The 25,269-nt window shown below is 70.2% G+C and carries 26 protein-coding genes; 4 read left to right on the top strand and 22 right to left on the bottom strand.

The window, feature by feature from the left end:
• Genes ahbB (AC3WQY_RS12830) through AC3WQY_RS12810 form a run of 5 tightly spaced genes read right to left on the bottom strand, consistent with a single transcriptional unit; the run spans position 1 to position 3,552 of the window.
• Positions 1–489, bottom strand: coding sequence for a siroheme decarboxylase subunit beta (gene ahbB / locus AC3WQY_RS12830; protein WP_285231703.1), 489 nt, complete (start codon positions 487–489; stop codon positions 1–3).
• Complete coding sequence (locus AC3WQY_RS12825) at positions 482–988, bottom strand: Lrp/AsnC family transcriptional regulator (RefSeq protein WP_285231702.1); 507 nt, start codon at positions 986–988, stop codon at positions 482–484. Before AC3WQY_RS12825 ends, ahbB (AC3WQY_RS12830) begins: the two co-directional genes overlap by 8 nt.
• On the bottom strand, positions 981–2,057 hold the full coding sequence (gene ahbB / locus AC3WQY_RS12820) for a siroheme decarboxylase subunit beta (protein WP_492708861.1): 1,077 nt from the start codon (positions 2,055–2,057) through the stop codon (positions 981–983). Before ahbB (AC3WQY_RS12820) ends, AC3WQY_RS12825 begins: the two co-directional genes overlap by 8 nt.
• A complete protein-coding gene (locus AC3WQY_RS12815) occupies positions 2,054–3,229 on the bottom strand; it encodes a cytochrome D1 domain-containing protein (protein WP_492708860.1) in 1,176 nt (391 codons plus the stop codon). The genes ahbB (AC3WQY_RS12820) and AC3WQY_RS12815 overlap by 4 nt, the downstream gene beginning before the upstream one ends.
• On the bottom strand, positions 3,226–3,552 hold the full coding sequence (locus AC3WQY_RS12810; protein WP_492708858.1) for a c-type cytochrome: 327 nt from the start codon (positions 3,550–3,552) through the stop codon (positions 3,226–3,228). Before AC3WQY_RS12810 ends, AC3WQY_RS12815 begins: the two co-directional genes overlap by 4 nt.
• A 157-nt stretch (positions 3,553–3,709) precedes the next feature.
• Here AC3WQY_RS12810 and cobA point away from each other — a divergent pair, with 157 nt between their 5' ends.
• Positions 3,710–4,531, top strand: coding sequence for a uroporphyrinogen-III C-methyltransferase (gene cobA / locus AC3WQY_RS12805; RefSeq protein WP_492708856.1), 822 nt, complete (start codon positions 3,710–3,712; stop codon positions 4,529–4,531).
• On the opposite strand, the gene AC3WQY_RS12800 is transcribed toward cobA, so the two are convergent.
• From AC3WQY_RS12800 to legP, 3 genes are read right to left on the bottom strand one after another with little or no spacing between them, the layout of a single operon-like run.
• Positions 4,526–4,870 (bottom strand): YbaY family lipoprotein, encoded by a 345-nt coding sequence (locus AC3WQY_RS12800; protein ID WP_492708854.1) that lies wholly within the window; start codon positions 4,868–4,870, stop codon positions 4,526–4,528. The genes cobA and AC3WQY_RS12800 overlap by 6 nt on opposite strands.
• Positions 4,867–5,826, bottom strand: a complete 960-nt coding sequence (locus tag AC3WQY_RS12795) for an MvdC/MvdD family ATP grasp protein (RefSeq protein ID WP_492708853.1) — start codon at positions 5,824–5,826, stop codon at positions 4,867–4,869. The genes AC3WQY_RS12800 and AC3WQY_RS12795 overlap by 4 nt, the downstream gene beginning before the upstream one ends.
• Positions 5,827–5,851: 25 nt before the next feature.
• Positions 5,852–7,192 (bottom strand): Dot/Icm T4SS effector Zinc-dependent metalloprotease LegP, encoded by a 1,341-nt coding sequence (gene legP, locus AC3WQY_RS12790; protein ID WP_492708851.1) that lies wholly within the window; start codon positions 7,190–7,192, stop codon positions 5,852–5,854.
• Positions 7,193–7,349: 157 nt separating this feature from the next.
• Between legP and AC3WQY_RS12785 the strand changes: the two genes are divergently transcribed.
• Positions 7,350–7,868, top strand: a complete 519-nt coding sequence (locus AC3WQY_RS12785) for a hypothetical protein (RefSeq protein ID WP_492708849.1) — start codon at positions 7,350–7,352, stop codon at positions 7,866–7,868.
• 29 nt (positions 7,869–7,897) lie between these two features.
• Positions 7,898–9,478, top strand: a complete 1,581-nt coding sequence (locus tag AC3WQY_RS12780; protein ID WP_285231694.1) for a S8 family serine peptidase — start codon at positions 7,898–7,900, stop codon at positions 9,476–9,478.
• 11 nt (positions 9,479–9,489) lie between these two features.
• Here the strand turns inward: AC3WQY_RS12780 and AC3WQY_RS12775 are convergent, their stop codons facing one another.
• The 7 genes from AC3WQY_RS12775 to AC3WQY_RS12745 form a co-directional block, all read right to left on the bottom strand.
• The gene (locus tag AC3WQY_RS12775; protein ID WP_285231693.1) at positions 9,490–10,191 is read right to left on the bottom strand and encodes a Crp/Fnr family transcriptional regulator; all 702 of its coding nucleotides are present in this window, start codon (positions 10,189–10,191) and stop codon (positions 9,490–9,492) included.
• A 147-nt stretch (positions 10,192–10,338) separates the two neighbouring features.
• Positions 10,339–11,043, bottom strand: a complete 705-nt coding sequence (locus AC3WQY_RS12770) for a Crp/Fnr family transcriptional regulator (RefSeq protein ID WP_285231692.1) — start codon at positions 11,041–11,043, stop codon at positions 10,339–10,341.
• A gap of 75 nt (positions 11,044–11,118) precedes the next feature.
• The gene (locus AC3WQY_RS12765) at positions 11,119–12,987 is read right to left on the bottom strand and encodes a nitric oxide reductase activation protein NorD (RefSeq protein WP_492708846.1); all 1,869 of its coding nucleotides are present in this window, start codon (positions 12,985–12,987) and stop codon (positions 11,119–11,121) included.
• A gap of 6 nt (positions 12,988–12,993) precedes the next feature.
• The gene (locus tag AC3WQY_RS12760) at positions 12,994–13,959 is read right to left on the bottom strand and encodes a 4Fe-4S binding protein (protein ID WP_492708844.1); all 966 of its coding nucleotides are present in this window, start codon (positions 13,957–13,959) and stop codon (positions 12,994–12,996) included.
• Positions 13,952–14,779 carry a CbbQ/NirQ/NorQ/GpvN family protein gene (locus AC3WQY_RS12755; protein ID WP_425334618.1) on the bottom strand — a complete coding sequence of 276 codons (828 nt, stop codon included), beginning with the start codon at positions 14,777–14,779 and terminating at the stop codon, positions 13,952–13,954. The genes AC3WQY_RS12760 and AC3WQY_RS12755 overlap by 8 nt, the downstream gene beginning before the upstream one ends.
• A complete protein-coding gene (locus tag AC3WQY_RS12750) occupies positions 14,776–16,200 on the bottom strand; it encodes a cbb3-type cytochrome c oxidase subunit I (protein WP_285231689.1) in 1,425 nt (474 codons plus the stop codon). The genes AC3WQY_RS12755 and AC3WQY_RS12750 overlap by 4 nt, the downstream gene beginning before the upstream one ends.
• A gap of 12 nt (positions 16,201–16,212) precedes the next feature.
• Positions 16,213–16,638, bottom strand: a complete 426-nt coding sequence (locus AC3WQY_RS12745) for a c-type cytochrome (protein WP_285231688.1) — start codon at positions 16,636–16,638, stop codon at positions 16,213–16,215.
• Between the two features lie 116 nt (positions 16,639–16,754).
• Between AC3WQY_RS12745 and AC3WQY_RS12740 the strand changes: the two genes are divergently transcribed.
• Positions 16,755–17,147, top strand: coding sequence for a ribonucleotide reductase subunit alpha (locus AC3WQY_RS12740; protein WP_492708841.1), 393 nt, complete (start codon positions 16,755–16,757; stop codon positions 17,145–17,147).
• A 24-nt stretch (positions 17,148–17,171) separates the two neighbouring features.
• Here the strand turns inward: AC3WQY_RS12740 and AC3WQY_RS12735 are convergent, their stop codons facing one another.
• From AC3WQY_RS12735 to AC3WQY_RS12705, 7 genes are all read right to left on the bottom strand, one after another.
• Positions 17,172–17,882: an anaerobic ribonucleoside-triphosphate reductase activating protein gene (locus AC3WQY_RS12735; protein WP_492708839.1), complete on the bottom strand. Its 711-nt coding sequence runs from the start codon at positions 17,880–17,882 to the stop codon at positions 17,172–17,174.
• A complete protein-coding gene (gene nrdD, locus AC3WQY_RS12730) occupies positions 17,879–18,061 on the bottom strand; it encodes an anaerobic ribonucleoside-triphosphate reductase (protein WP_492708838.1) in 183 nt (60 codons plus the stop codon). Before nrdD ends, AC3WQY_RS12735 begins: the two co-directional genes overlap by 4 nt.
• Positions 18,062–18,098: 37 nt before the next feature.
• Complete coding sequence (locus AC3WQY_RS12725) at positions 18,099–20,114, bottom strand: ribonucleoside triphosphate reductase (RefSeq protein WP_492708836.1); 2,016 nt, start codon at positions 20,112–20,114, stop codon at positions 18,099–18,101.
• A 485-nt stretch (positions 20,115–20,599) separates the two neighbouring features.
• Complete coding sequence (locus AC3WQY_RS12720) at positions 20,600–22,144, bottom strand: methyl-accepting chemotaxis protein (RefSeq protein ID WP_492708834.1); 1,545 nt, start codon at positions 22,142–22,144, stop codon at positions 20,600–20,602.
• A 133-nt stretch (positions 22,145–22,277) separates the two neighbouring features.
• Positions 22,278–23,906, bottom strand: a complete 1,629-nt coding sequence (gene ipdC, locus AC3WQY_RS12715) for an indolepyruvate/phenylpyruvate decarboxylase (protein ID WP_492708832.1) — start codon at positions 23,904–23,906, stop codon at positions 22,278–22,280.
• A gap of 4 nt (positions 23,907–23,910) precedes the next feature.
• A complete protein-coding gene (gene ubiT, locus AC3WQY_RS12710; protein WP_285231680.1) occupies positions 23,911–24,330 on the bottom strand; it encodes a ubiquinone anaerobic biosynthesis accessory factor UbiT in 420 nt (139 codons plus the stop codon).
• Positions 24,323–25,264: a U32 family peptidase gene (locus AC3WQY_RS12705; protein WP_492708830.1), complete on the bottom strand. Its 942-nt coding sequence runs from the start codon at positions 25,262–25,264 to the stop codon at positions 24,323–24,325. The genes ubiT and AC3WQY_RS12705 overlap by 8 nt, the downstream gene beginning before the upstream one ends.
• Between the last annotated feature and the right edge of the window lie 5 nt (positions 25,265–25,269).

Below are 25,269 nucleotides of genomic sequence, written 5' to 3'. Positions count from 1 at the left end.
CTATTCCTTGATGCGCAGGCCGGTCTTCTTCAGGATCGCCGTGCTGTAGAGGATGTCGCTGCCGCGGCAGGCCGGGCCCAGCAGGGCGCGTAGCGCCTCGGCCTGCTGCGCCACCTCGGCGCGGCTGCGGCCGTGCAGCATGGCAAAGAGGTTGTAGGGCCAGGCCGGCAGATGGCGCGGGCGGCGGTAGCAATGGCTCACGCCGGGCTGGGCGGCGATGCGCGCCCCCAGCTCGTCCACCTGGGCATCGTCGACATCCCACACCGTCATGCCATTGGCCACATAGCCCAGGCGGTAATGGTTGGGCACGGCAGCGATGCGGCGTATCAGGCCGCGCGCGCGCATCTGCGCCAGCTGCGCGATCACCTCGTCCTCGCTCAGGCCCACCACCGCGCCCACCGCCTCGAAGGGGCGTTCCAGCAGGGGCAGGCCATGCTGGGTGGCGGCGATGAGCTGGCGCTCGATGCGGCTCAGCGGCTGTTCAGACATGCGAGCCCTCCTCGGCGCGGGCTTCCAGATAAAGGCCCACGTGGTACTCGCGCTCCTTGGGAAAGGCCAGCACCGGCAGGCCGGTGGCGGCCTCGATGCGCGCGCACACCGCGGCGATCTCGGCGGGGTTCTCGGTGGCCAGCACGAACCACATGTTCAGCGCATGCTCGCGCCGGTAGTTGTGCGCCACCTCGGGCATGGCATTCACCAGCGCGGCCACCTCCGCATAGCGCGCCTCGGGCACGGCGATGGCGGCCAGCACGAAGCGGCCGCCGGCGCGCTCGATCTGGAACATCGGGCCGAAGCGGCTCAGCGTGCCCTGCGCCAGCAGGCGCTGCAGGCGCGCGATCAGCTGCGTCTCGCCGCAGCCCAGCTCCTCGGCCAGCGCGGCAAAGGGCCGCGGCAGCAGCGGCAGATCGATCTGCAGGCGGTTGATCAGGGCCGCGTCCAGCGCATCCAGGTGCGTCGGCAGCGGCGGGGTGTCGTCGGGTTCATGCATGAGAAAAATTCGCCTCCAAGGTGCCGCTGCCCTGCCCGGCGGCGGCGGAGCGGAAATAGCGCGCGCCGCATTGCTTGAAGCGCCGGCGGCTGAACAGCACGGCCTGGCTGCAGTTCTCCAGGCCCGCGTTGGCGCGCGCGCTGGCCAGCCAGTGCAGCACCTCGTCACGCTCGCGGCCATGCAGCATGCAATACAGGTTGTAGGGCCAGCCGGGGCCGCGCGCGCGGCGGTAGCACAGCGTCACGCCGGGCTGGCGGGCCAGCAGGGCGGCGCGCTCGTCCACCGCCTCGTCGGCAACGTCGAACACGCACATGGCGTTGGCGGCAAAGCCCAGCTCGTGATGGCGCACCACCACGCCGAAGCGGCGCAAGCTGCCCTGCGCCAGCCATTGCGCCAGGCGCGCCAGCACCTCGTCCTCGCGCCAGCCCAGCGCCTCGGCCCAGGCCGCATAGGGGCGCTGCAGCAGCGGCAGGCCGTCTTCCACCAGGGCGGCCAGGCCCATGTCGGCACGCGCCACCGGCACGGCGCGGCTGCGCGTGACGCCCTCGGCGGCACGCTCCACAGGGCAAGCGCCTTCGGCGCGCCCGGCACAAGCGCCCCTGTCCGACCGCTGCAGGTCGAAGCCCAGATTGATGCGGTAGGCGCGCTGCATGGGCAGGCGCAGCACATGCAGGCCGCTGCGGCGCTCCAGGTCCTGCAGGGCCTGCTCCAGCGCCTCGCCGTCGTGGCCGGTGAGCACGAACCAGAGGTTGTAGGCATGCTCGCGCTCGTAGTTGTGGTTCACGCCCGGATGCGCGCTCACCAGCGCCGCCACCGCGTCCAGGCGCTGCGGCGGCACCGCCATCGCGCACAGCAGCGCGGCGCCGCCGGCACCGGGGTTCCAGATGCCGCCGATGCGCGAGATGCTGCCGCCCGCCTGCAGCCGCCGCAGCCTGGCCAGCACCTCGTCCTCGCCGCTGCAGCCCAGGCTCTGGGCCAGGGCCTGGTAGGGCCTGGGCTCGAGCGGGAAGCGCTGCTGCCAGTCGTTCAGCAGGCGGCTGTCCAGCGCGGTGTCGTCCAGGCTGCTCATAGTCCGATGCGCTGCGCGCGGCTGGTGAAGAAGATGCCGCTGGGCGCCTGCGCGGGCAGCGTGGCCAGGGTGGCGAAGCTGCGCGTGTCGATGACGCTGATCTGGTCGCTGTCGCGCGCCGAGATCCACACCGCCTCGCCGCGCGGCGTGAACTCCATGTGCAGCACCGCCTTGCCGGGCTTGAAGGCATGCACGACGCGCTGGCTCTGGGTATCGATGACCTGCACCTGGTCGTAATCGGGCACCGCGAAGTTGACCCAGACCTGGCGCCCGTCGGGCTGCGCCATCACGAACACCGGCTGGCCGGCCACCGGGATGCGCGCCACTTCGGCCCAGCTCTGCGTGTCCACCACCAGCACCTCGTGGCGGCCGATGGCAGGCAGATAGGCCAGACGCCCGGCCACCGCCCAGCCGCGCAGATGCGGCATCTTGAACACCGGCAGCGGCTGCTGGCCGCGCCCATAGCCCGGGAGGATGCGCTGCACCTTGGGCTCGGCGGCCCAGAGGTCGATCATGGCCAGGCCGTCCTCGCCGAACAGGCCGGCGATGTAGTGGCGGCCATCCGGGGTGACGAGCGCGTCATAGGGCTGGTGGCCCACGTGGCTGAACTTGCTGATGCGCGGCGCGCGCGGCTGGCTCAGGTCGGCCAGCCAGATCTCGTCGGCATCGAAGAGCGAGAAGATGAAACGCTGGCCGGGCAGATCGGCCAGGCCCACCACGCGCGAGAGCTTGCCGGGCGCGTACTCTGCCGGGATGTCGGCCACCAGGCTGAGGTCCTGCGCATCGAAGACCTTGATGCCGCCGGGCTGGTAGTTCTGCGCCACCACCCAGCGGCCGTCCTGCGAGATCGCGCCGCCGATCGAGTTGCCGCTCTGCTGCACCCGCGCCACCACGCGCTGGCTGGGCAGATGCAGCTTGCTGAGCGCGCCATCGCGCCCGAACACATAGGCGTAGGCGCCATCGCGCGAATACACCAGCGAGGCATGCGAGAGATCGCCCAGGCCCTGCACGCGGCCCAGCGCGCTGCGCGTGCTGGTGTTGAGCAGCTGCAGGCTGCCGCTGGCGCGCTCCACCACCAGGCCCAGATCGCCGGTGCCCTGGATGGGCGCTTGCGCGCAGGCCGCCAGCAGGAGCGTGGCGAGGCCGGCCCAGAACTTGGGTGTGTTGATCATGGTTTGACTTCCTCTCCCTGCAGCACGCCGGCCAGCCACTCGGCCTCCGCAGCGCTGAGCATGGATTTCCAGGGTGGCATGGGCGTGCCGGGGCGGCCGTGGTAGATCACCGCGGCGATGCTGTCGCGCGGCAGTTCGCGCATGGCCTGCGCATGGATCGGTGGCCCCAGGCCGCCGGTGAGGCGCATGCCATGGCAGGAGCCGCAGTCCTGCTGCAGCATGCGCAGCAGCTGCTGCTGGCGCTGAGGCGTGGGGGTGGGGGCCGGCGCCTGCGCCAGGGCCAGTCCCGGCAGCAGGCACAGCAGCGCCGGCAAGTATGCCAAGGCCCAGCACCAGCTCCGATTGCAACGCATCACTCAGCACCTCTCGATTCGATGTGCCAATGCTTGCTTGATGTAGCTCAGCTGTCCTTGAACCAGTTCAAGGACGGGGCAGGCCCGCTGTTTTCACAATCGGCCCATGCCCTTGGAGCAAGACATCATGAGTCGACTGGACGAGCCCCGCTTCTTCGCCAACAGCCCCAGCGTGACCCTGGTGGGCGCCGGCCCCGGCGACCCCGAGCTGCTGACGCTGAAGGCCGCGCGCGCGCTGGCCGAGGCCAGGCTGGTGCTGTATGACGCGCTGGTCTCGCCCGCGGTGCTGGCGCTGGCGCATCCCGAGGCCGAGCTGGTCTATGTCGGCAAGCAGAGCGGCCACCACCATCTCAGCCAGGAGGCCATCATCGCGCTGATGATCCGCCTGGTGCGCGACGAGGGCCGCGCGCTGCTGCGCCTGAAGGGCGGCGACCCTTACATCTTCGGCCGCGGCGGCGAGGAGGCCGAGGCCCTGGCCGCGGCCGGCATCCCCTTCCAGACCATCCCCGGCATCAGCGCCGCGCAGGCCGCCGCGGCCTGCACCGGCATCCCGCTGACGCACCGCGATCATGCCGATGCGGTGGTGTTCGCCACCGGCCATCTGCGTGCCAACACGTCTGCCAACACGCAAGCCGGCGCCGAGCACGATGTCGAGCTCGACTGGCCGATGCTGGCGCGGCCGCACCAGACCGTCGTGATCTATATGGGGCTGGCGGGTCTGGAGATCATCAGCGCGCGCTTGATCGCGCATGGCCTGCCGGCCGACACGCCGGCCGCCCTGATCGCCCATGCCAGCCGGCCCGGCCAGCGCTGCCTGCGCGCCAGCCTCAGCGAGCTGCCGGCGCTGGCGCGCGCCGAGGGCGTGCAATCGCCGGCGCTGCTGCTGATCGGCGGGGTGGCGGCGCTGCATGAGCGGCTGATGCCGCAGGCGGCGCAAGCCCTGTCATGAGGCCGGCGTCAGCGTCAGCTCGAGGCCGCTGAGCTCGCCCTTGGCCGGCAGCGGCTGCGCCACCGTGCTGAGCAGCAGCAGGCGGGCCGGCGCGCCGCCCTGCTCCACCCGCACCTGCAGCGCATGGCTGCGGCCCGGCGGCACCTCGGGGGCCATCAATTCGAACGCCAGGCCTTGGCCCGGCGCGATCGCGACGCCCTCCATCACCTGGGCGGCCACCAGCACCGAGGCGACGTCCTGCAGCGACACATCGCGCACCTCGACGCGCACGCGCAGGCCTTGCGCGGCCGGGGTCAGGGCCGGTAGCAACAGCTGCCCGCTGATGCGCCTGGTGGTCATGGCCCCGCGGCCGGCCCGTCCAGCTCGCACAGATGGTCGGCCACCGCCTGGGTGATGGGCAGGCCGCTGAGGCGCTCGGCAAACAGCCACTGTCCGGCCGGATTGACCTCCAGGAACAGGTATTGCCCGTCGTCGGTGCGGCGCATGTCGACGGCGCCGTAGCGCAGACCCAGGCGATCCTGCAGGGCCAGCAGCTTGGCCTCGATGTCGGCCGGCAGCTGGGCCGCGGCCGCCCGCCCCTCGCCCACCACCATGCGCATGTCCACCGGGTAGGAGGTGTGGCGCGCGTCGATCTCGGTGGTGAACAGGCGCCGGCCGACGATGGTGATGCGCAGGTCCACGCCTGGGATGTAGCGCTGGAAGATCACCGGCGCCAGCCGCAGCAGCTCGAGCCGGCCGAGGTCCTCGGCCGTCACCAGCCGGGTCTCGCGCCATTCCTCGATGGAGGCCAGAAAGGCCTTGAACACCACCTGACCCAAGCCCTGCTCGGCGACGAAGCGCTGCGCCTCCTCGGCCCGCGTGGTGACCAGGGTGGCCGGCACCTGCAGCCCGACCTGCTGGGCCAGCGTCCATTGCAGCGGCTTGTGGTGGGCGGCCTCGTCGGCCAGGCGCGGGTTCATCCAGGCGCAGCCCAAGGCGTCGAGCATGCCGTGCACGGCCTGGCCGGTCTCGCTGCTGGCAAAGGCGCGGTGCTGGCCGCGCAGGATGGCGGGATCGACATCGAAGCCGCGCACGCGCCGCCACCACACCACGCGGGCAGCGGCCAGATCCACTTCGCGCCCGGCGACCTCCAGCAGGTACTGCGGCGCCGCGCCATCGCGCCAGCGCAGCGCGATGCGGTTGCGCACCGGGAAGTCGGCCAGGTCGATGCGCAGCAGCTCCCGGCCGGCGCGCTGCAGGCAGGCACAGACCGCGTCGCTGTGATCCTCGCCCTCGTAGGAGACGACGACGATCATGCGCGCGCCGCCCTCATGCGCGCCCTCAAGCGCCGTCTCCGCCCTGCAGGCTGAGCCAATGCTGCAGCGCCTGCTCGTAGGCCTCGGCCAGCGCATCGGCCTCCTGCTGGGCCTGGGTATGCGCTTCGGCGAGCTGCTCCAGCTGCGCCGCGGCCTCGGCCAGCGCATCGCCGCTGTCGCCCGCATAGCGGCTGCCGGAGGCCAGCACATAGGGCGTGGCCGGGGGGTCGAAGGGGCCGCGCAGCGGCCCGGGCCGCGGGATCGGGATGGGGATGCGCGGGTTGTCCAACGCCACCTCCTTGCGCGTCGGGATGGGGTCGCGCACCGGATCCTTGCGCACCTCCTTGACGGTCGGGTCGCTGATCGGGTCCTTGCGCACCTCCTTGAGCGTCACGTCCGAGGTCGGGTCCTTGCGCACTTCCTTGATGGTGGGATCGGCCGCCACATCCTTGCGCACTTCCTTGATGGTGACGTCGCTGATCGGGTCCTTCTGCACCTCCTTGGTGGTGCTGCCGATGCCGGGGTACATGGCCTGCACCGCCGCGATGTCGCCGGCCGACAGGCCGCTGCGCTGCCCCATCACCACGCCGGCCGGCAGCGCGCTGCGCGGCACGATGGTGTTCTGCCCGTTCACCGAGAAGGCATTCGCCGGATAGTGCATCACCGAGCCGAAATCGTAGGCGCCGATATCGTCGCCATCGGCGATGTGCTGGTCGAAGTTGTGCGACATCGCCGGGTCGATATTGGCCCAGACGATCTGCACGCGCGCGTCGCGGTCCTCGCGGCTCTGCTCATGCCACAGGCCCACGGTGTGGCCGATCTCGTGGATGGCATTGCCGGTGGTGCAGCCGCTGCCCAGCGTGATGTTCTGCTGGCCGCCGCGTCGCCCCACCATGGACGAGCAGCCGCCGCCCGGCACGAAGCGGACGAAGTCCGGGAAGGAGGCGGCATTGCCGGCGGTGCGCAGCACAAAGCGGATCGCGGTGTTCGCCTCCCAATGCGCGATCGCGTCGGTGACGCGCGCCTGGTTGGGCAGCGCGGGATCGATTTCGTAGGGCAGGCGGCCATTCGGCCAGCGCACGTTGGCGCCGGTGATGCCGACGCCGAAGCGGCCCGTGACATCCTGGTTGGCGGCATCGGCGGCCAGCTCGGCCGCCCGGCCCAGCACGATGTCGCCCTCGAACATCGCGTCACCATCGACATCGGCATAGTGCAGCCAACGGTTCTTGAAGCTGAAGCCCTGCACCCGCGCGCTGCCGGCCAGTGGGCCTGAACGGCACTCGCAGGCATCCTGCGTGGTGGCCGGGCTGGTGGACGGCGTGGTGGCCGGAGTTTGACCGCGCCTTGCTGATCTCTTGGTCGCCATGATGCATCGCTCCCTGTTGACATCGCTCGCGCTGGCAGCGCGGGTCGATGGCAGGATAGGCAGCCAGGCCCCGCATGGCAATGTCGCGACCCTGCGAAGTTAGGGGTCCGGCGGCCAGCAGGCCCTAGACTGACCCCAGCAAGCATATGGTCAGCATGTGAACAAACCACCCAAGATCGATACGCAGTGCCTGCTGCTGCGCCCGCTCGCCGCATCGGCCGCATCGGCCGCATCGGCCGCATCGCCCGAATTGCCGGCGGCCGTGGCGGCGTTCGGGCGGGCCGAGCGCCTCGCCAGCGCCAGGGGCGGCTGGCTGCTGCATCTGCACGAGCCCATGCGCGGCGCACAAGCGCCGGCGGGCCTGCGCGCCGCGGCCGGCCAGGCCTACCAGCTGCTGCCGGTGCTGCTGGACGAGGCCGGCCTGTGCAGCTATCCGAGCGGCGATCTGGTGCTGCGCTTTGATGGCGCGCAGAGCGACGCTCAGCTGGCCGAGTTCGCCCGCTCATTCGGCTTGCGGATGCAGCGCCGCAGCAGCTTCACCCAGAATCAGGCCCTGTTCGCCCCGCTCGATGCGGCCGAAGCCGACCTGCCGGCGCTGCTGGCCAGGCTGGCCGGCGCCAGCGGCGTGGCGGCGGCCTGGCTCGACACCGAAAGCGCCTACCAGCGTTCCCCCTGAACATCAGCGCGCCCGCGCAGGAGCTTGCCATGACACTGGGCTACAGGACCACCGACGGCAGCATCGTCACGCTCAAGCCGATTGCGGCGCAGAGCACGCCCCTGGGTGACGCCCCCGCGCTCAAGCTCTCGGGGCGCGAGTACGCGGCCATGAGCACCGGCCGCGTGCTGCGCGCCGCGCAAGCGCATTTCGACTACCCGGCGCCGGACGGCGACGGCGCGGTGCGCGCGGGCGCCAAGACCGTCGCGGCCGACGAACTCGGCGCGCTGATGGCGCGCAAACGCTTCGCGGTCTTCGAGGATGGCGAGAGCGGCCTGCTGCGCCTGGCCTACCGCGAGCTGGTGCTGCGCTTTCGCGCCGATTCGACGCGCGTCCAGCAGGCCCAGCTACTGAAGAAGTTAGGCCTCTCCAAGCGCAGCGGCAACGCCTTCCACGCGCAGCAGTTCGTCGTCGTCGACGCCGCGCGGCGCTACAGCGTCGAGGCGCTGATCGAGCTGGCGCTGCAGCTGGGCGAGCAGGCGCTGGTGGAATTCGCCACGCCCAATTTCATCTCGCAATACACGCGCTGCGCCAGCAGTGCGCCACCGAGCCCCGCCAAGGCGCAATGGCATCTGGCGATGGTGCATGCCAGGCAGGCCTGGGCGCTCAGCCAGGGCAGGAAGAGCATCACGGTGGCGGTGCTGGACGATGGCGTGGATGTGGACCATCCCGAGTTGAAGGCGCGCCTCAAGCGCAAGCCCGACCCGCAGGAGCCACGCGACCTGCTGGGGCGCGACTTCTACGTGCCCGACAGCGCGGCCGACCATTTCGATCCGCGGCCCAAGCGCTTTCGCATGCCCTTCGACCAGATGAATGGCAACGACATCCACGGCAGCTGCTGCGCCGGCGTGGCCGTGGGCAGCGGCCCGCGCGGCTTTGGCATGGCGCCGCGCTGCAGCCTGCTGCCGGTGAAGATCTTCCATGCCGACGACCTCGCCTCCGATGCGCGCGTGGCCGACGCGGTGCGCTACGCGGCGCAGTTCGCCGATGTGATTTCCTGCTCCTGGGGCGGCCCGCGCAGCCCCGACCTGCAGGCCGCCATCGCCGACGCCAGCACCCAGGGCCGCGCCGGCCGCGGTGCGGTGATCGTGTGCGCGGCCGGCAACGATGCGGCGCCGCGCGTCTCCTACCCGGCCGCCGATGCGCATTGCATCGCGGTGGGTGCCAGCACCGATGCCAGGCTGCAGGCCGACTATTCCAACAGCGGCGCGCAGCTGGCGGTGGTGGCGCCGTCCAGCGGCGGCGCCAAGGGCATCTTCTGCACCGATGTCGCGCTGCCGGGCCGTGGTTTCAATATCGGCAGCGTGGCCGCCGGTGGCGCGGACGGCCTGTTCACGAACGACTTCGGCGGCACCTCCTCCGCCACCCCGCTGGTGGCGGGCCTGGCGGCGCTGATGCTGTCGCTCAAGCCGCAGCTGAGCCCGGCCCAGGTCGCGGCGCTGCTCAAGCGCAGCGCGGTGAAGATCGGCCCGCCGGGCAGCTACGACGCCAACGGCCACTCCAAGGCCTATGGCCATGGCATGGTGGACGCGCTGAAGACACTGCAGGCGGTCAAGGCGCTGAAGCCCTGAGCCGCTGGCGCTTACTGCAGGCTGTAACGCGCCAGGCGGCGCGGCTGCATGATGCGGATGTCGCGCCGGCAGATCTGGATCAGGCCCTCGTCCTCCAGCTCACGCAGCACGCGCGAGAAGTATTCCGGCGTGAGCGACAGCCGCGCCGCCACATTGGCCTTGCTGACCGGCAGCGAGACGGTGATGGGTTCGGCCGAGCCCTGGCCGGCGGTGCCGCCCTGCTCGAGCAGATAGCCCACCACGCGATGGGCGCCGCTGTGCAGGCAGTAGGACTCGACATCGCGCAGCAGGCCCTCGATGCGCTGCGAGGCGCCGGCCAGCAGCCGCAGCGCGAACGCCGGGTCGCGCCGCACCTGCGCCGTCAGCAGCGCCGCCGGCACGCGCAGCACCAGCGCCTCGGTGAGCGCCTGGGCACTGAAGCTGTAGGGCTGCTGGTTGAAGATCAGGGTGTCACCGATGCTCTGGCCCGCCCCCACCAGCTCGAACACCTTCTCGGCGCCATGGCTGGCCACCGTGTAGAGCTTGACATGGCCGGTCACCACCAGGTGCACGGCGTCGCAGGCGTCGCCGGCATGCAGCAGCATGGCGCCGCGCTCCAGCCGCAGCGCCGTCACGCCCTCGCGGACCATACCTTGCAAGTCAGCGTCCGGCAGGCCGGCAAACAGCGGCAGCACGGCCAGATAACGCGGCACATCGAATACAGCAGCAGACATGGTGGGCTCCCCGGAGGATGGCGTGTTCTATGGCCGCGATTCTTGCCATCCCCGCCCCCGCCGACTTGATCCGCATCAAATGCGGCCGGCCACTAGTTCTTCAGAACTAGGCGCCTCATCCGAACAGACGATGGCGCCGGGCCCGGCTCAGCCACCCACCGAGGAGTGGCTGGCAAGGCGCTGCGCATCGAGGATGCGGATGTCGCGCTTGTCCACCTCGATCAGGCCCGCCGCCTCCAGCTCGTGCAGCACGCGCGAGAAATACTCGGGCGTGAGCGAGAGCCGCGAGGCCACCGTGGCCTTGCTGACCGGCAGCGAGACGGTGATGACCTCACCGCTGGCGCAGTCTTCCACCAGCTGATCGCGCAGCAGATAGCCGATCACGCGCTGCACGCCGCTGTGCAGGGCATAGGCCTGCACATCGTGCACCAGGCCATGCAGACGGCGCGAGATGCCGGCCAGCATGCGCAGCGCAAAGCGCGAGTCGGCCTCGATCTCGCGCAGCACCGCCTCCTTGCTGACGCTCAGCACCAGGCTGTCGGTGAGCGCCTGCGCATTGATGATGTAGGGCTTGCCGGTGAACATCAGCGCCTCGGCAAAGCTGTGGCCGGGACCCAGCAGCTCGATCACCTTCTCCTGCCCGGCCGGCGAGATCGCGAACAGCTTGACCTGGCCGGTGACGGTGACGTGGAACTCCTCGCAGGCCTGGCCCACATGGAACACCGCCTCGCCGCGCTGGTAGCGACGCAGCTGGCAGCCGCCGGCCAGGCGCAGCAGCTCGGGCGCGCTGAGATCGCTGAACAGCGGCAGGTTGGCGAGGTATCGCGGCAGGTCGAAGGCGCGCATGTCCATGGCAAGACTCCAGAAGCACGCGCATTGTCTGCCCGCCGGGCCGCCGGCGGGCTTGATACGTATCAAACCAGGGGCTTAACTGCGCCGCGTCAGCCGCGCATAGACGGCCGCCAGCCGCAGCGGCAGCTCGGCCGGCCGGCTCACCTGCGCCCAGCCCTGGTTGCCGAACAGATGAGGCAGATAGTCCTGCGCCTCCTCGTCGATGCTCAGGCAGAAGGGCGTGAGGCCGGCCTCGCGCGCCTCCTGCACCGCATGGCGGGTGTCCTCGATGCCCCAGCGCCCTTCGTAGACGTCGAGGTCATTGGGCTTGCCGTCGGTGAGTATCAGCAGCAGGCGCTGGCGCTCGGGGCGCTCCTGCAGGCGCTTGGATGCCAGGCGTATGGCTGCGCCCATGCGGGTGTAGTAGCCGGGCTTGATGGCGCCCACGCGCGCCTGCACCGCCGGCTTCCAGGCCTCGTCGAAGCCCTTCAGGTGCTGCATGCGCACATGCGCGCGCCGCACCGAGCTGAACCCCAGCATCGCATAGGCATCGCCCAGGCCATGCAAGGCCTCGCCAAACACATAGAGGCTGTCGCGTATCACGTCGATCACGCGCGCCTCGTTGTTGACATGGGCATCGGTGGAGAGCGAGAGATCGGCCAGCAGCAGCGTCGCCAGGCTGCGCTCGCCGCGCTGGCGGCGCGCGTACACGGCCGGGTCGCTGAGGCTGGGGCCGCCATCGCTGGCCTGGCTGGCGTGGCGCACCCAGGCGTCCAGGTCGATGGCATCGCCATCCGCGCAGCCGCGCTGCCAGCGCGGCGCGGCGCGCAGCAGCTCGAGGCCGCGGCGCACGCGGCGCGCGGTGGCGCGCAGCGCCGGCGGCGGCACGAACAGGCCCGCGGCCGGCGTGGCCACCAGGGTCTGCACGGCGCAATGCGCGGGCAGCAGGCGGCGCTGCTTCCAGTCCCATTCCGGCAGCTGCTCGCCGGGGCCCAGCGGGCGATCGTCAGCGCTGGCGCTGGGCAGGTCGAGGTCGAACTTGATGCGCGAGGCCGAGGTCTGCTGGCCGCGCGCCAGCGTCAGTTTTTCCATGTCGTCGGCGGCGGCCGCCGACTGGTCGTCGTCTTCATCGTCGGTGCCGCGGTCCACCGGTACATGCTCGCTCCAGGTCAGGATGGACTCGATCTTGGAGGGCAGCAGCAGCGGCGGGCGGTCGGAGCTCTGGGCTTGCTGGCGGGTACGCCGGCGCGTGTTGTTGTTGGTGCTGCGCGGGCGCGGCTTGGCGCCGTCGTCACCCGCCCTGCCCTCGCCGGTGTCGGCGCGCGGCGCCGTGGCCGCGGCCTCCGACCAGGGCTCCAGCCACAGCCACACCGGCGCCAGCTGCATGCCGTCCAGCTCGATGCCGCTGAGCTTGCCCTCGGGCGAGCCGTCCAGGCCATGGCGCAGCACCGCCTGCAGCGCCTGTTCGGCGCCTGCGGCCATGCCGTTCAGGCGCGCCGGATCGGGGCGCTGGGCCAGGTGCGCGGCAAGCAGGCGCTGGTAGCGTGGCGCCAGGCCCGGGCAGCGCTCGAGCGCGCGCGCGGTGGCGGCGCGGTTGGCGATCACCCAGGTGGCGCCGGGTTCGAAGGCTGCGGCCAGCGCCGCCAGCCAGAGATAGAGGTCGCGGTTGAGGCCGGCATCGTCGAACACATCGATCTGCGGCGGCAGCGCCAGCGTCTCGGCATCCAGGCGCGGGCGCGCAGCGCGCTGGCCCGCCCCAGCGATGCGCTGCAGCCAGCCGCGCGGCCCGCCCACGCGGGCCTGGCCGGCCGGCACGATGCGCACCGCGCTGGCGCCGCCGGCGGCGCGGTAAAGCACCGCCGCGGCGCGCTGCACCGAGGCCAGCGCCACCGCCTGCTCGGGATAGCCGCGGTAGGCCGCCCGGCTGATGAGGCGGTGCCATTGCTCGCCGACCCACTCTTCCATGATCGATCAGCCCTGCCTGCGTTGCTTGAGCGTCTCGCGCAGCGCATCCACGCCCACGGTCCACTCCAGATTAGGATTCGCGCCGCGCGGCGCATGCGAGCTCTCGCACTCGGTGACGCATTGCCCGCATTGCACGCAGGAGAACATCAGGCGCTTGATATTGCGCGGCTTCAGCCGCATCGGGCAGGCCACGTCGCAAGCCGCGCCCTCGGGGGCCTTGGCGGTGCTGCAATCGCGGCAGTCGCGTGCGCGTTCGCGCGTGAAGGCCACCACCAGGGCACGCGGGTTGGCCATCCAGGCCAGGCTCTGGAACAGGCCTACCGCGCAGCCGAAGCGGCAGAACAGATGGCGCGCCAGCAGCATCTCGGTGCTGAAGACCGCGCCGCCGATGAGGATGAAGCGCGCCTGGTTGGGCGTCAGCGTGCCATGCACGAGGCCGCTCCAGATCTGCGCCGGCGGCAGCAGATAGGTGAGCAGCGTGATGGACCAGGCAAAGCCGAAGAAGAGGCCGCTGAGCACGAACAGCGGCCACCAGCCGGCATGGGCCTGGCCGCTGCGCTCGCGCTCCCACAGGCTGTATTTGCCGGTGGCGCGGTGCAGCAGCTCGTTGAGGGTCTCGACCAGCGAGAAATGCGGGCACAGCCAGCCGCAGTAGACGCGACCGTAGCGCCAGGCCAGGGTCATGAAGCCCACCACGAAAAGCACCGCCGGCAGGATGCCGCGCAACAGGATGGCCAGCGCCGCCTCGTTGGCGCTGATCTCGCCGCGCGTGAAGGCATCGATGCCCAGGCTCCAGCGGAAGCCCAGGAACCAGAGCTGGGTCTCCTGCAGGTCGAAGCGCAGCAGGTTCAGTGCCGGTGCGAACAGGAACAGGGCGAAGAAGCCCAGCTGGGTGGCGCGCCGCAGGCGCTGCAGGCGGGCCATGCGGCCCGTGTGCGCCTGTGGCGATGCCGCCAGCACGATCTCAGGCATCGCCGACCACCGCCAGCACCACCTCCGCCAGCGCGGCCGCGGTCTCGGCATCGTCGGTGAGCGCATCCACCACCGCGGCCCGGCAGGCCTCGCCCAGCGTCAGGCCGGCCACTGTCAGGCGTGCCGCCATCACCAGCAAGCGGGTGCTGGCGGTCTCTTCCAGGTCATGCTCGGTGAGGCGGCGCAGCGCCTGCGCCAGCCGTACCAGGCGCGCGGCCTGTTCGGCCGTGCAGCCGCTCTCGGCGCGCACGATGCGCTGCTCCACCTCGGGGGCGGGATAGTCCAGGCTCAGCGCCACGAAGCGCTGGCGCGTGCTCGGCTTGAGCCCCTTGAGCAGGTTCTGGTAGCCGGGGTTGTAGCTGATCACCAGCATGAAGCCGGGCGCGGCGTCCAGCAGCTCGCCGGTGCGCTCGATGGGCAGTTGGCGGCGATCATCGGCGAGCGGATGCAGCACCACCGTGGTGTCCTTGCGCGCCTCCACCACCTCGTCGAGGTAGCAGATCGCGCCCTGACGCACCGCACGGGTGAGCGGGCCGTCGCACCAGCGCGTGTCGCCGCCCGCGATCAGGTGGCGGCCCACCAGGTCGGCGGCGCTGAGGTCGTCGTGGCAGCTCACCGTCACCAGCGGGCGGCCCAGGCGCGCGGCCATATGCTCCACCAGCCGGGTCTTGCCGCAGCCGGTGGGCCCCTTGATCAAGAGGGGCAGACGGCTGGCATGGGCCTGCTCGAAGAGCCGGCATTCCTGGCCCTGCGAGGCGTAGAAAGGCAGCCCTTCCGGCAGTTCCCGGCTGAGCTGGCGCGCGCTCAGCATTTCCATCATGCGGCCCTCAGTCGACCATTCGCCACCGGCTCATCCTCGTCGGCGCCGGCGCCGATGAAGAAGCTGGCCAGATAGGTGAGCAGCCCGCACAGGAACAGCACGCCACCGGCGACACGCACCCAGTAGAAGAAGCGCAGCTGGTCTTGCGTGGCCATGAAGCCCATCGCACCCTCGGTGGGCATGCGCTGCAGCCAGATCTGCAGGATGCCGGCGCCGGTCAGGGCCAGCACCATCACCGCCATACCGATGGTCATGATCCAGAAGCTCCACATCTCGACGGCCTGGGCGCGGCGCGGATTGGCCTCGCGGCCGCGCAGGATCGGCATGGCATAGCTGATCATCGCGATCACCACCAGCACATAGGCGCCGTAGAAGGCCAGGTGGCCGTGCGCCGCGGTGATCTGGCTGCCATGGGTGTAGTAGTTGACCGGGCTGAGCGTGTGGATGAAGCCCCACAGGCCGGCACCCAGGAAACCCATCACCGCGCAACCGACGGCCCACAGCACCGCTGCCTGGTTGGGATGCTCGCGCTTGCGCCGCTGCACCATATTGAAGGCGAACAGGGTCATCATGAAGAAGGGGATCGGCTCCATCGCGCTGAACACGCTGCCCACCCATTGCCAGTAACCCGGCAGGCCGATGAAGAAGAAGTGGTGGCCGGTGCCCAGGATGCCAGTGACGAGGGCCATCGTGATGATCAGGTACAGCCACTTGTCGATCACCTCACGGTCCACGCCGGTGGTCTTGATCAGCACGAAGGCCAGCAGCGCGCCCAGGATCAGCTCCCAGGTGCCTTCCACCCAGAGGTGGACGACGAACCACCAGTACATCTTGTCGCGCACCAGGTTGCTGGGGTTGACGAAGCTGAACAGGAACATCAGCGCCAGGCCCCACAAGCCCATCAGCAGCACCAGGGTGATGGCGGTCTTGCGGCCCTTCAACACCGTCATGCTGATGTTGAAGAGGAAGGCCAGCGCCACCACCACGATGCCCAGCTTGGTCGGCAGGGGCTGCTCGAGGAACTCGCGCCCCATCGTGGCCAAGAGGTTGTTGCCGGTCATCTCGGCCAGCGTGGCGTAAGGCACCAGCAGATAGCCGAGGATGGTCGCGGCGCCCGCGGCCAGGAAGACCCAGAACAGGATCTTGGCCAGCAGGGGGCTGTAGAGCTCGGTCTCGGCTTCCTCGGGCACCAGGTAGTAGGCCGAGCCCATGAAGCCCATCAGCAGCCACACGATGAGCAGATTCGTGTGCACCATGCGGGCGATGTTGAAGGGGATGGCCGGGAACATCAGGTCCCCGATCAGGTACTGCAGGCCCAGCGTCAGGCCGAACACGATCTGACCCACGAAGAGTGCGATCGCGCCCATGAAGTAGAGCTTGGCGACCGACTGGGATTTGAACTTGAGAGTGGCTGTTTTCATGTCTGTCTCTCCTCAACCTTCAATGTTCGGCGGCCACTTCTCGGTGTCCACGCCATTGGTCCATTTGAGGAACTCGACCAGGTCGTCGAGCTGCTTGTCGTCCAGATGGAAGTTGGGCATCTGGCGGCGGCCCGGCGCGCCGGTGGGCTGGGCCTTGATCCAGGCCTTGATGAAATCGGGCCCGCGGCGGGTGTAGACATTGCCCAGCTCGGGCGCGAAGTAGGCGCCCTCGCCCAGCAGGGTGTGGCAACCGATGCAGTTGCGGGTTTCCCAGATATGCTTGCCGCGCACCACGGCGGGCGTGATTTCAGCGGATTTGGAGCGCTGCGGGATGCGTTGCTCGGTATCGAAGATCAGCACGGCAAACAGCAGCACGAAGAACAGCGAGCCACCGTAGAAGATATTGCGTGCCATCTGGCTGGTGAAGCCTCGGCTCATGGAATGCCTCCGACGAATAGAAAAAAGGAATGTGGGTAGCCTAGGGATTTGCTCGGGAATTTCCTTGAACCGGGATAAGGAAATGCCAACAGGCCTCGCGTCCAATCACATCCATCATGAATATCTCGACCTTTGAAGACCTGCTGCTGGCCGCGCGCCAGCAGCCCGAGCCCCAGCGCCTGCTGCTGGTGTTTGCCGGCGCCAGCCTCAGCCCCGAGGCCACGCCGGCCGAGCGCGCCGCCTTCGAGGCCGGCCATGGTGGCGAGCTGGAGCCGCTGATGTGCGTGGACAAAGACCCGGCGGAACTGCAGGGCTTTGCCGCCCTGGCCGCCGAGGCTGAAGGCATGGGCCAGCCCTGGGTGCTGGTGTTCGCCGCCGCGCTCTCCGGCCACGCCGATGCCGCGCGCGTGGACGCGGCCCTGCAGCGCATGGTGGAAACGGTGCGCAGCGGTCAGCTGGGCGGCTTCATCCCCTTCGACCGGCAGGGGCAGGCAGTGCAACTGGGTTGAGGAGGGGCTGAGGCCGGGGCCTCGTCAGCCGCGCCGCAGCTCCAGCCCCGGCACGCGGCCGCGCAGCCGCGCCAGCAGCGCGGCATCGGGATAGTCGGGCGGCACCGGCGCCAATGCGCCGGCCCCGCCCGCCGTGCCGTCCGGGCGCGCGATCTGCAGGGCCCAGCGCGTCACGCCGGCGCCGGCCAGTTGCTCGGCCAGCTGCTGCAGGGCCGCGCCATCGTGCAGCGCCGGATGGATGGTGCTGCGGCATTCATAGCCGAGGCCCGAGGCGGCCAGCAGGGCCAGGCTCTGCGCCACCTCGCGTTCAGCGCCGGGCACGCCGGTGATGCGCCGGTGCAGCGCCGCATCCGTGAGCGGCGCCTTGATGTCCAGCCCTACCCAGTCCAGCAAGGGCAGCAGCGTGGCCAGGCGCTCGGGATAGAGGCCGGCGGTATGCAGGCCGACCTTGAAGCCGCGCGCCCGCACCTGCGCGGCGGCGCGCGGCAGGGCCGCGTCCAGCGTGGGTTCGCCGCCGCTGAACACCAGCGCGTCGAGCAGGCCGCGGCGCCGCTCCAGCCAGGCCAGCAGCTCGGCCCAGCCAAGCCGGCCCGGCCCGCGCGGCTGCAGCCCGGGGTTGTGGCAGTAGACGCAGCGCCAGGGGCAGCCCTGCAGGAACACCACCGCGGCCAGCTGGCCGGGATAGTCCAGGCTGCTGAAGGGCGTCAGCCCGGCCACCGCGGGCGCCGCACTCAAGCCGCGGCCGCGCCCTGGCACAGCGGCCGTTCCTGGAAGCACAGCCGCTCCTCGAATTCACCCTGCTTGCCGGTGTTGAAGGATGCCACCGGCCGGTGGTAGCCCATCACGCGGGTCCAGATCTCGCAGCGCTGGCGCTCGTGCTCCTGCAGCTCGGTCTGTGCTTGGTTTGGGGTCATGTCTTGCCTCCTTGGCTTTGGTTGGGAATCGACGTCATCAGGCCGCCACCGCGGCCTGTTGCTTGCGCGCCAGCGCCTCGGCATCGCAGTGCGGGCAGAACTCGTGGCGCCCGCTCAGATAGCCATGCGTGGGGCAGATCGAGAAGGTGGGCGTCACGGTGATGTAGGGCAATTTGAAACGCGACAGCGAGCGCCGCACCAGCTCGCGGCAGGCCGCGCTGCTGGAGAGCGCCTCGTTCATGTAGAGATGCAGCACGGTGCCGCCGGTGTATTTGCGCTGCAGCTCGTCCTGGCGCTCGAGCGCCTCGAAGGGATCGTCGGTGAAGCCCACCGGCAGCTGCGAGCTGTTGGTGTAGTAAGGCTGCTCGGCCGTGCCGGCCTGCAGGATGGCAGGGAAGCGCCGTTTGTCTTCCTTGGCAAAGCGGTAGGTCGTGCCCTCGGCCGGCGTGGCCTCGAGGTTGTAGAGGTGGCCAGTCTGTTCCTGGAACTCGACCATGCGGCCGCGCACATGGTCCAGCAGGCGCAGCGCCAGCGCATGGCCGGCGGGCGTGCTGATGTCCTGCGCATCGGCCGTGAAGTTGCGGATCATCTCGTTGATGCCGTTCACGCCCAGGGTCGAGAAATGGTTGCGCAGCGTGCCCAGGTAGCGCTTGGTGTAGGGGAACAGGCCGGCATCGATGAGGCGCTGGATCAGCTTGCGCTTGATCTCCAGGCTGTCGCGGCCCAGCGCCAGCAGCTCGTCCAGGCGGCGCAACAGGCCGGCCTCGTCGCCGGCGTGCAGATGGCCCAAGCGCGCGCAGTTGATCGTCACCACGCCCAGCGAGCCGGTCTGCTCGGCCGAGCCGAACAGGCCGTTGCCGCGCTTGAGCAGCTCGCGCAGATCCAGCTGCAGGCGGCAGCACATCGAGCGCACCATGTTCGGCTGCAGCTCGGAATTGAGGAAGTTCTGGAAATACGGCAGGCCGTAGCGCGCCGTCATCTCGAACAGCGCGGTCGCGTTGGGGCTGTCCCAGTCGAAATCGGGCGTGATGTTGTAGGTGGGGATGGGGAAGGTGAAGGCGCGGCCGCGCGCATCGCCGGCCATCATCACCTCGATATAGGCGCGGTTGATCAGGTCCATCTCGGCCTGCAGATCGCCATAGCAGAACGGCATCTCGCGGCCCGCGATCACCGGCACCTGCTCGCGCAGATCCTCGGGGCAGGTCCAGTCGAAGGTCAGGTTGGTGAACGGCGTCTGCGTGCCCCAGCGCGAGGGCACGTTGAGGTTGTAGACCAGCTCCTGCATGCACTGGCGCACCTGCTCGTAGCCCAGCCCGTCCTGGCGCACATAGGGCGCCAGATAGGTGTCGAAGCTGGAGAAGGCCTGGGCCCCGGCCCATTCGTTCTGCAGCGTGCCCAGGAAGTTGACGATCTGGCCTACCGCGCTGGAGAGATGGCGCGGCGGTGCCGATTCGACCTTGCCCGCCACGCCGTTGAGCCCCTCGTTGAGCAGGGTGCGCAGCGACCAGCCGGCGCAGTAGCCGCTCAGCATGTCGAGGTCGTGGATGTGCAGATCGGCCTCGCGATGCGCGCGCCCCACCTCGGGCGGATAGACCTGGTCCAGCCAGTAGTTGGCCACCACCTTGCCGGAGACGTTCAGGATCAGCCCGCCCAGGCTCCAGCCCTGGTTGGCATTGGCCTTGATGCGCCAGTCGCGCTGCTGCAGGTATTCGTCCATGGTGGCCTGCACATCCACCAGGGTCTGGCGCGCGCCGCGCAGCTGGCGGTGCTGCTCGCGATACACCACGTAGGCGCGCAGCGTGTGACGCAGGCCGGCATCGAACAGCGCGGCCTCGACGGCATCCTGGACCTGCTCGATCTGCGGGCAGTGAACCCCTTGCAGGCGCGGCAGCACCGCCGCCCGCGTCAGCTGCTGCGCGCGCTGCGCATCCAGCTCGCCGGTGGCGGCGCCGGCCCGCGCCAGCGCGCTGGCAATCTTGGCCGCGTCGAAGGCGACGACGCGCCCGTCTCGTTTCATCAGCGCCGTAGGCTGCTGGGCCGCTTGAGTGGACATGAAAAACCTATATCTAGTGTCAGGCCGGCAGGATAGACACTAGATATGTGGTCAACAAGACCTGACCCCGGCGATCTGCGCGGGCTTTGCGCCAGCGCAAAAAGGGCCGAGCCGAGCTTGCCGGGCCTGCGCGTGGTGTTGGCAACAAAGCGCAGATCGCGCACCACGGCATCAAGGCCGTGCACTGCCCGAGCAGCGCAGGTCGGCAGGTGCGAGGCCCCATTTGCGATGCCGAGGCGCGCAGCAGAACCGGGTTGCGCATCGCTCCAGGCGATGCGTCGAGCGCGCCTTGTTTGAGCTGGAGCACAGGCGGGTGCCACTGGCACACGCCGGCCCGCAGGGGTGCAACGGCGAGTTGTGCGCGAGTCCCGGTTCGGCGAGCACCGAGGAAAGCCTGAGCGTTCTACGCGAAGGCCACCGCATCTGGGGCCGAGTGCCTGCCGGCCTGGGCTGCGGCGCGGATCCGTCGATCCGAGACGGCTGCGTCACCTCAACCTGAAACTCGCCACCAGTTCCGACAGCTGCTGCGCCTGGTTGCGCAGGCTCTCGGCCGCGGCGGCGCTTTCTTCCACCAGGGCGGCGTTCTGCTGCGTCACCTGGTCGAGCTGGCCCACCGCCTCGCCCACCTGGGAGATGCCGCGCGACTGCTCGCCGCTGGCGCTGGCGATCTCGGCGATCAGGGTGCTGACGCGGCCCACCTCCTGCACGATGTCCTGCATCGCGCCGCCGGCCTGCTCGGCCAGGCGGTTGCCGTTCTCGACCTTGGTCTGGCTGTCGCCGATCAGCGACTTGATCTCGCGCGCCGCCTCGGCGCTGCGCTGCGCCAGGCTGCGCACCTCGCCCGCCACCACCGCGAAGCCCCTGCCCTGCTCGCCCGCGCGCGCCGCTTCCACCGCGGCATTCAGCGCCAGGATATTGGTCTGGAAGGCGATGCCGTCGATCACGCCGATGATCTCCGAAATGCGGTTGGAGCTCTGCGAGATCGCAGCCATATTGCTGACCAGATCGCCCACCACGGCGCCGCCACGGCCGGCCGCGGCGCTGGCGCTGTGCGCCAGCTCGTTGGCCTGGGCGGCGGTCTGGGCGTTGTTGCGCACCGTGCTGGAGAGCTCCTCCATGGTGGCCGCGGTCTCCTCCAGATTGCTGGCCTGGGTCTCGGTGCGCTGGCTCAGATCGGCATTGCCGGTGGCGATCTCGGCCGAGCCGGTGCTGATGCTCTCGCTGCTGTCGCGCACCTGGCCGACGATGGCGCGCAGGCTTTCCGTCATGCGGCCGAGCGCCTGCAGCAGCTGCGCCATCTCGTTGCGGCCCCTGGCCTGCAGCGTGGCGCTGAGGTCCCCCGCGGCGACGCGCTCGGCCAGGTCCAGGGCCTCACGTACCGGCGCGGTGATGGAGCGGCTCACAACCCAGGCCAGCCAGACCGACAGTGCAATCGCCAGCGCCGTGCCCAGCAGGCTCACCCACATCACTTGGCTGCTGCCGCTCTGCGCCGCGGCATAGTCCTTGGCGCCCTCGCTGACTTGCAGCCCGATCAGGGCGTCCATGGCCTCCTGGGTCTGCTTGCCGAGCGGCAGGATCTGGCCCGTGTAGATCTGCGTCGACTGTTCGGCCGCACCGGACTTGATGGCATCGCGGGCGGCCAGCAGCCCGTCCTTGACGTAGCGGCCGCGCAGCTCGATGAACTTGGCGGCCAGGCGCGCCTCCTCGGGCGTCATCTGGCTGGCCGCATAGGCCTTCCAGGCCTTGGTGACCTGCTCGATATTGCCCTGCATCACCGCGTTCAGCTCGTCCAGCTTGCCCGGCGCCTGCATCATCTCGGTGACCAGCACGCGGTTCTGCAGCATCAGCGAGTTGACCCGGGCCAGCTGCTGCAGCGGCACGGTGCGGTCTTCGTAGATCTGGCTGGTGCTGGCGGCGATCTGGCGCGCGCCCAGGGTACCCAGCACCGAAATGATGATGAGCAGCACCATCACGGTGCCAAAGCCCACGGCGAGCCGGGTTCCGACTCTCAGGTTCTCGAACGTAAGCATCTCGACCTCCGGACACCATCCTCAAACCATGCCCCTGGGCGCAGGGGTGATGGGCCAGTATAGGGATGGAGCTCCACACCGGCCAGGGTTTCCGATCCTGCTAGCAAGATCTGACCCTAGCCTGTCGGGCTGCTCAGCCGGGCATCGAAAGCCGCTTCACCGCGCCGACGAAGCGCTGCAGGGTGGGCGACAGCACGCCGGGGGCCAGCCGCAGGTCCAGCAGCTGGAAGCGGCCGCGCTCGGCCTGGGCGCAGGCCAGCGCCTCCACCAGCTGGCCCACCGTGTGGACCTCGTAGCCGCGCCCGCCCATGCCGGCGGCCATGGCCGCGAAGTCCCAGGCGCCGCGGTCGTTGTAGCGGCCCTCGGGCTCGAAGGTGCGCAACATCTCCCAGCTGGCGTTGTTGAGCAGCAGCACGATCGGGTCGCAGCCCATCGCGCGGGCGTTGCCCAGCTCCCAGCCGGTCATCTGGAAGGCGCCATCGCCCACCAGCACCAGGGGGCGGCGGCCGGTGGCCACCTGCAGGCCCAGCGCCGCCGGCACGCCATAGCCCATGGTGGCGTAGTAGCCGGGGGCAATCAGGTCGGTGGGCGTGAGGTCCATGGCGGTGAACAGGCAGTCGCCCATGTCGCAGGCCACCGGCAGCGCGCCATGCTTTTGCATCAGGGCATTGGCCGCCGCGGCAATCGCCGCCGGGGTGAGCGGCGCATCCGGCGCGGGCAGCTCGGGCGTCGTGCGCGCGGTCTCGATGAAGGGCTGGGGCGGCCGCGTCATCACGCGCAGCAGCAGCGCCTCCACCAGCTCCTTGATGGGCAGCTCGCGGTAGACATGGTGGCCCATCTCCACCTCGCCCTGCCAGACGCGGATGGCGTGGCGGAAATCGATGCGCTTGCGCGAGACGGCGAAATTGCTGTCACAGATGATGGCGCCCAGCAGCAGCAGGGCGTCGGAGCCCTCCACCGCCTCGGTGAGTTCCGGATCGCCGGCCAGGCCCAGGTAGGTGCCCAGATGCTGCACGCCGGAATCCACCAGCAGGCCGCGCCCCATCAGCGTGGTGGCGACCGGGATGTTGAGGCGGCGCGCCAGCTCGGCCACCTGGGCCTCGATGCCATAACGGCGGATCTCCACGCCCACCAGCAGCAGCGGATGGCGCGCCGCGCGCAGGCGCGCCAGCAGCTCGTCGGCGCAGGCGGCCAGGCGCTCGCGGTCCAGCGGCGGGGGCGGCAGCTCGGGCGGCGCGGCGCAGGCGCGCTCGGGCATGTCGCGCGGGATCTCCAGGTAGACCGGGCCGGCGCGGCGCAGCGCGCTGTCGAGCACGCGCGCGATCAGGGCCGGCGCGGTGACGGGGTCGTCGAGCCGGGCGCGGTCCACCGTCAGCTCCTCGAAGATGCGCCATTGCGAATCCAGCGCCTTCACCTGGTGGTGTAGCAGCAGGCCGCTGGCCACCTCGTGCGCGGCCGGCGCGCCCGACAGCACCACCAGCGGCACGCGCTCGGCATAGGCGTTGGCCACCGGGTTCACCATATTGAGCGCACCCGCGCCATAGGTGACGGCGGCCACGCCCAGGCCGCCGCGCACGCGCGCCGCGGCGTCGGCCGCGAAGCCCAGGCCGGGCTCATGCGAGAGCGTGTACAGCGGCAGGATGGCGGCGCGCTCGATGGCGCGGAACAGCGGCAGGGCAAAGTCGCCCGGGATGCCGAAGATCTCGGTGGCGCCGCGCGCCTTCAGCGCATGCAGCAGCTGTTCGGTGAGGTTGCTCCACATGGCTTCAAGCCTTGCCCAGCATCGACGCCGGCAGCAGCGGGCCGATCGCGTCCAGCGTGTTCTTCAGCATCAGGCCGAACTCGGTGTCGCCCTCCATCACCAGCGCGCGTTCGAAGAACAGGCGGTCGGCGTCCTCCTCGCCGCGCAGCAGGCGCCACAGCGCGAGGCTGCGCGCACGCACGGTGACGGCCGGTTGCGCGCCACCGGCGGCGGGCATGAAGCCCTTGGGTCCCAGCAGCAGGCGCACGCGCAGGCCGGGCTCCAGCAGCTCCAGCTCCACCACGCGGCCGGCCAGCAGGCGGCGCTGCTCGGCGTCCAGGCGCGGCAGCAGCAGGCGGTCGAGCGCGCGCGCCGCCACGAAGGATGGCGGTTGCAGCGGCAGGCGGCGCAGCAGGGCCTTGAGGCCGGGGGGCAGTTCAAACATGGGCAAGCTCCTCCACCATGCCCGCCTGGCGGTGGGCGAATCCGTTCACCAGCGCGCCCGGCAGCGGCATTGCCTGCAGCTCGGCACGCGCCTCGTCAGCCGGCAGGCCGGCATGCAGCACCTCGTCGAACAGGCTCACCACGCGGGCAAAGCCCTGGCTGCAGGGCGAGAGCCGCAGCCGATCGACGCCGGCGGCGCGCAGCGCCGCGCCCTCGCCGATCAGGCAATGCAGGGCCGCGGACTGGGTGGAGATGCCGTTCAGCACCAGGAAAGGCTGGCCCTCGGTGGTGGAGAGCAGCAGGCCGTCGGCATCGTCGCGGCAGCGGAACTCGCACTCGTCCTTGCTGAGGCGGTGATGGCGGGCCGTGAAGCAGCGCGCCGAGAAGGCCAGCGGCATGCGGCCGAAGCCGAACACCTCGGTCTGGATCGCACCGGCCGGCCCATGCACCCGGGCCGTGGGCGGGTTGACGCGGGCCACCGCGTCCAGCGCCAGTTCCAGCGGCGCCACCCAGGTGTCGGCGCCCAGGCCGGCATGCTCGACCAGGGCCGCACGGCTGTAGATGTTGAGGTGCGGGCCCAGCGTGAAGGGCAGGCGCTCAGACTGTTGCGCGAGGCGCTGCTGGGCCGCGGCATCGCCGGCCTCGACCGCGAACTCGCCCTGCTCCGCAATGCGGCGCAGCTGCCGCAGCTCGGCCTCCGACATCAGGAGCGGCAGCGTGGCCAGGCGCACGCGCTTGCCGGCGCTGACGAGGTCGCGCGCCAGCGCCAGCCAGTCCAGCAGGGTGAACTCGTTGCGCCGCGAGCAGGTCACCTCGCCCAGCACAAAGGTATCGGCCGGCCCCTCGGCCAGCTCGGCATAGGCCTGCACCAGGCTCGTGCGCGGCCACCAGTATTGCAGCGGGCCAATGGTCAGGCCCAGTCGTTTCTTTTCCATGATGG

The sequence above is a fragment of the Roseateles sp. FW301-B2 genome (assembly GCF_058788955.1).
The sequence above is the reverse complement of the archived record's forward strand: the minus strand, read 5'-3'. Positions and strand labels throughout refer to the sequence as shown.

Coding starts and splice junctions, on each gene's coding strand:
- AC3WQY_RS12765 (WP_492708846.1), bottom strand. CDS start 12,987: ATGGAAGAGTGGGTCGGCGAGCAATGGCACCGCCTCATCAGCCGGGCG.
- AC3WQY_RS12720 (WP_492708834.1), bottom strand. CDS start 22,144: ATGCTTACGTTCGAGAACCTGAGAGTCGGAACCCGGCTCGCCGTGGGC.
- AC3WQY_RS12705 (WP_492708830.1), bottom strand. CDS start 25,264: ATGGAAAAGAAACGACTGGGCCTGACCATTGGCCCGCTGCAATACTGG.
- AC3WQY_RS12775 (WP_285231693.1), bottom strand. CDS start 10,191: ATGTCTGCTGCTGTATTCGATGTGCCGCGTTATCTGGCCGTGCTGCCG.
- AC3WQY_RS12740 (WP_492708841.1), top strand. CDS start 16,755: ATGAATATCTCGACCTTTGAAGACCTGCTGCTGGCCGCGCGCCAGCAG.
- ubiT (WP_285231680.1), bottom strand. CDS start 24,330: ATGTTTGAACTGCCCCCCGGCCTCAAGGCCCTGCTGCGCCGCCTGCCG.
- AC3WQY_RS12770 (WP_285231692.1), bottom strand. CDS start 11,043: ATGGACATGCGCGCCTTCGACCTGCCGCGATACCTCGCCAACCTGCCG.
- AC3WQY_RS12745 (WP_285231688.1), bottom strand. CDS start 16,638: ATGAGCCGAGGCTTCACCAGCCAGATGGCACGCAATATCTTCTACGGT.
- ahbB (WP_285231703.1), bottom strand. CDS start 489: ATGTCTGAACAGCCGCTGAGCCGCATCGAGCGCCAGCTCATCGCCGCC.
- AC3WQY_RS12755 (WP_425334618.1), bottom strand. CDS start 14,779: ATGATGGAAATGCTGAGCGCGCGCCAGCTCAGCCGGGAACTGCCGGAA.
- AC3WQY_RS12750 (WP_285231689.1), bottom strand. CDS start 16,200: ATGAAAACAGCCACTCTCAAGTTCAAATCCCAGTCGGTCGCCAAGCTC.
- AC3WQY_RS12800 (WP_492708854.1), bottom strand. CDS start 4,870: ATGACCACCAGGCGCATCAGCGGGCAGCTGTTGCTACCGGCCCTGACC.
- nrdD (WP_492708838.1), bottom strand. CDS start 18,061: ATGACCCCAAACCAAGCACAGACCGAGCTGCAGGAGCACGAGCGCCAG.
- AC3WQY_RS12825 (WP_285231702.1), bottom strand. CDS start 988: ATGCATGAACCCGACGACACCCCGCCGCTGCCGACGCACCTGGATGCG.
- AC3WQY_RS12725 (WP_492708836.1), bottom strand. CDS start 20,114: ATGTCCACTCAAGCGGCCCAGCAGCCTACGGCGCTGATGAAACGAGAC.
- legP (WP_492708851.1), bottom strand. CDS start 7,192: ATGGCGACCAAGAGATCAGCAAGGCGCGGTCAAACTCCGGCCACCACG.
- AC3WQY_RS12795 (WP_492708853.1), bottom strand. CDS start 5,826: ATGATCGTCGTCGTCTCCTACGAGGGCGAGGATCACAGCGACGCGGTC.
- AC3WQY_RS12780 (WP_285231694.1), top strand. CDS start 7,898: ATGACACTGGGCTACAGGACCACCGACGGCAGCATCGTCACGCTCAAG.
- AC3WQY_RS12760 (WP_492708844.1), bottom strand. CDS start 13,959: ATGCCTGAGATCGTGCTGGCGGCATCGCCACAGGCGCACACGGGCCGC.
- ipdC (WP_492708832.1), bottom strand. CDS start 23,906: ATGTGGAGCAACCTCACCGAACAGCTGCTGCATGCGCTGAAGGCGCGC.
- AC3WQY_RS12815 (WP_492708860.1), bottom strand. CDS start 3,229: ATGATCAACACACCCAAGTTCTGGGCCGGCCTCGCCACGCTCCTGCTG.
- ahbB (WP_492708861.1), bottom strand. CDS start 2,057: ATGAGCAGCCTGGACGACACCGCGCTGGACAGCCGCCTGCTGAACGAC.
- cobA (WP_492708856.1), top strand. CDS start 3,710: ATGAGTCGACTGGACGAGCCCCGCTTCTTCGCCAACAGCCCCAGCGTG.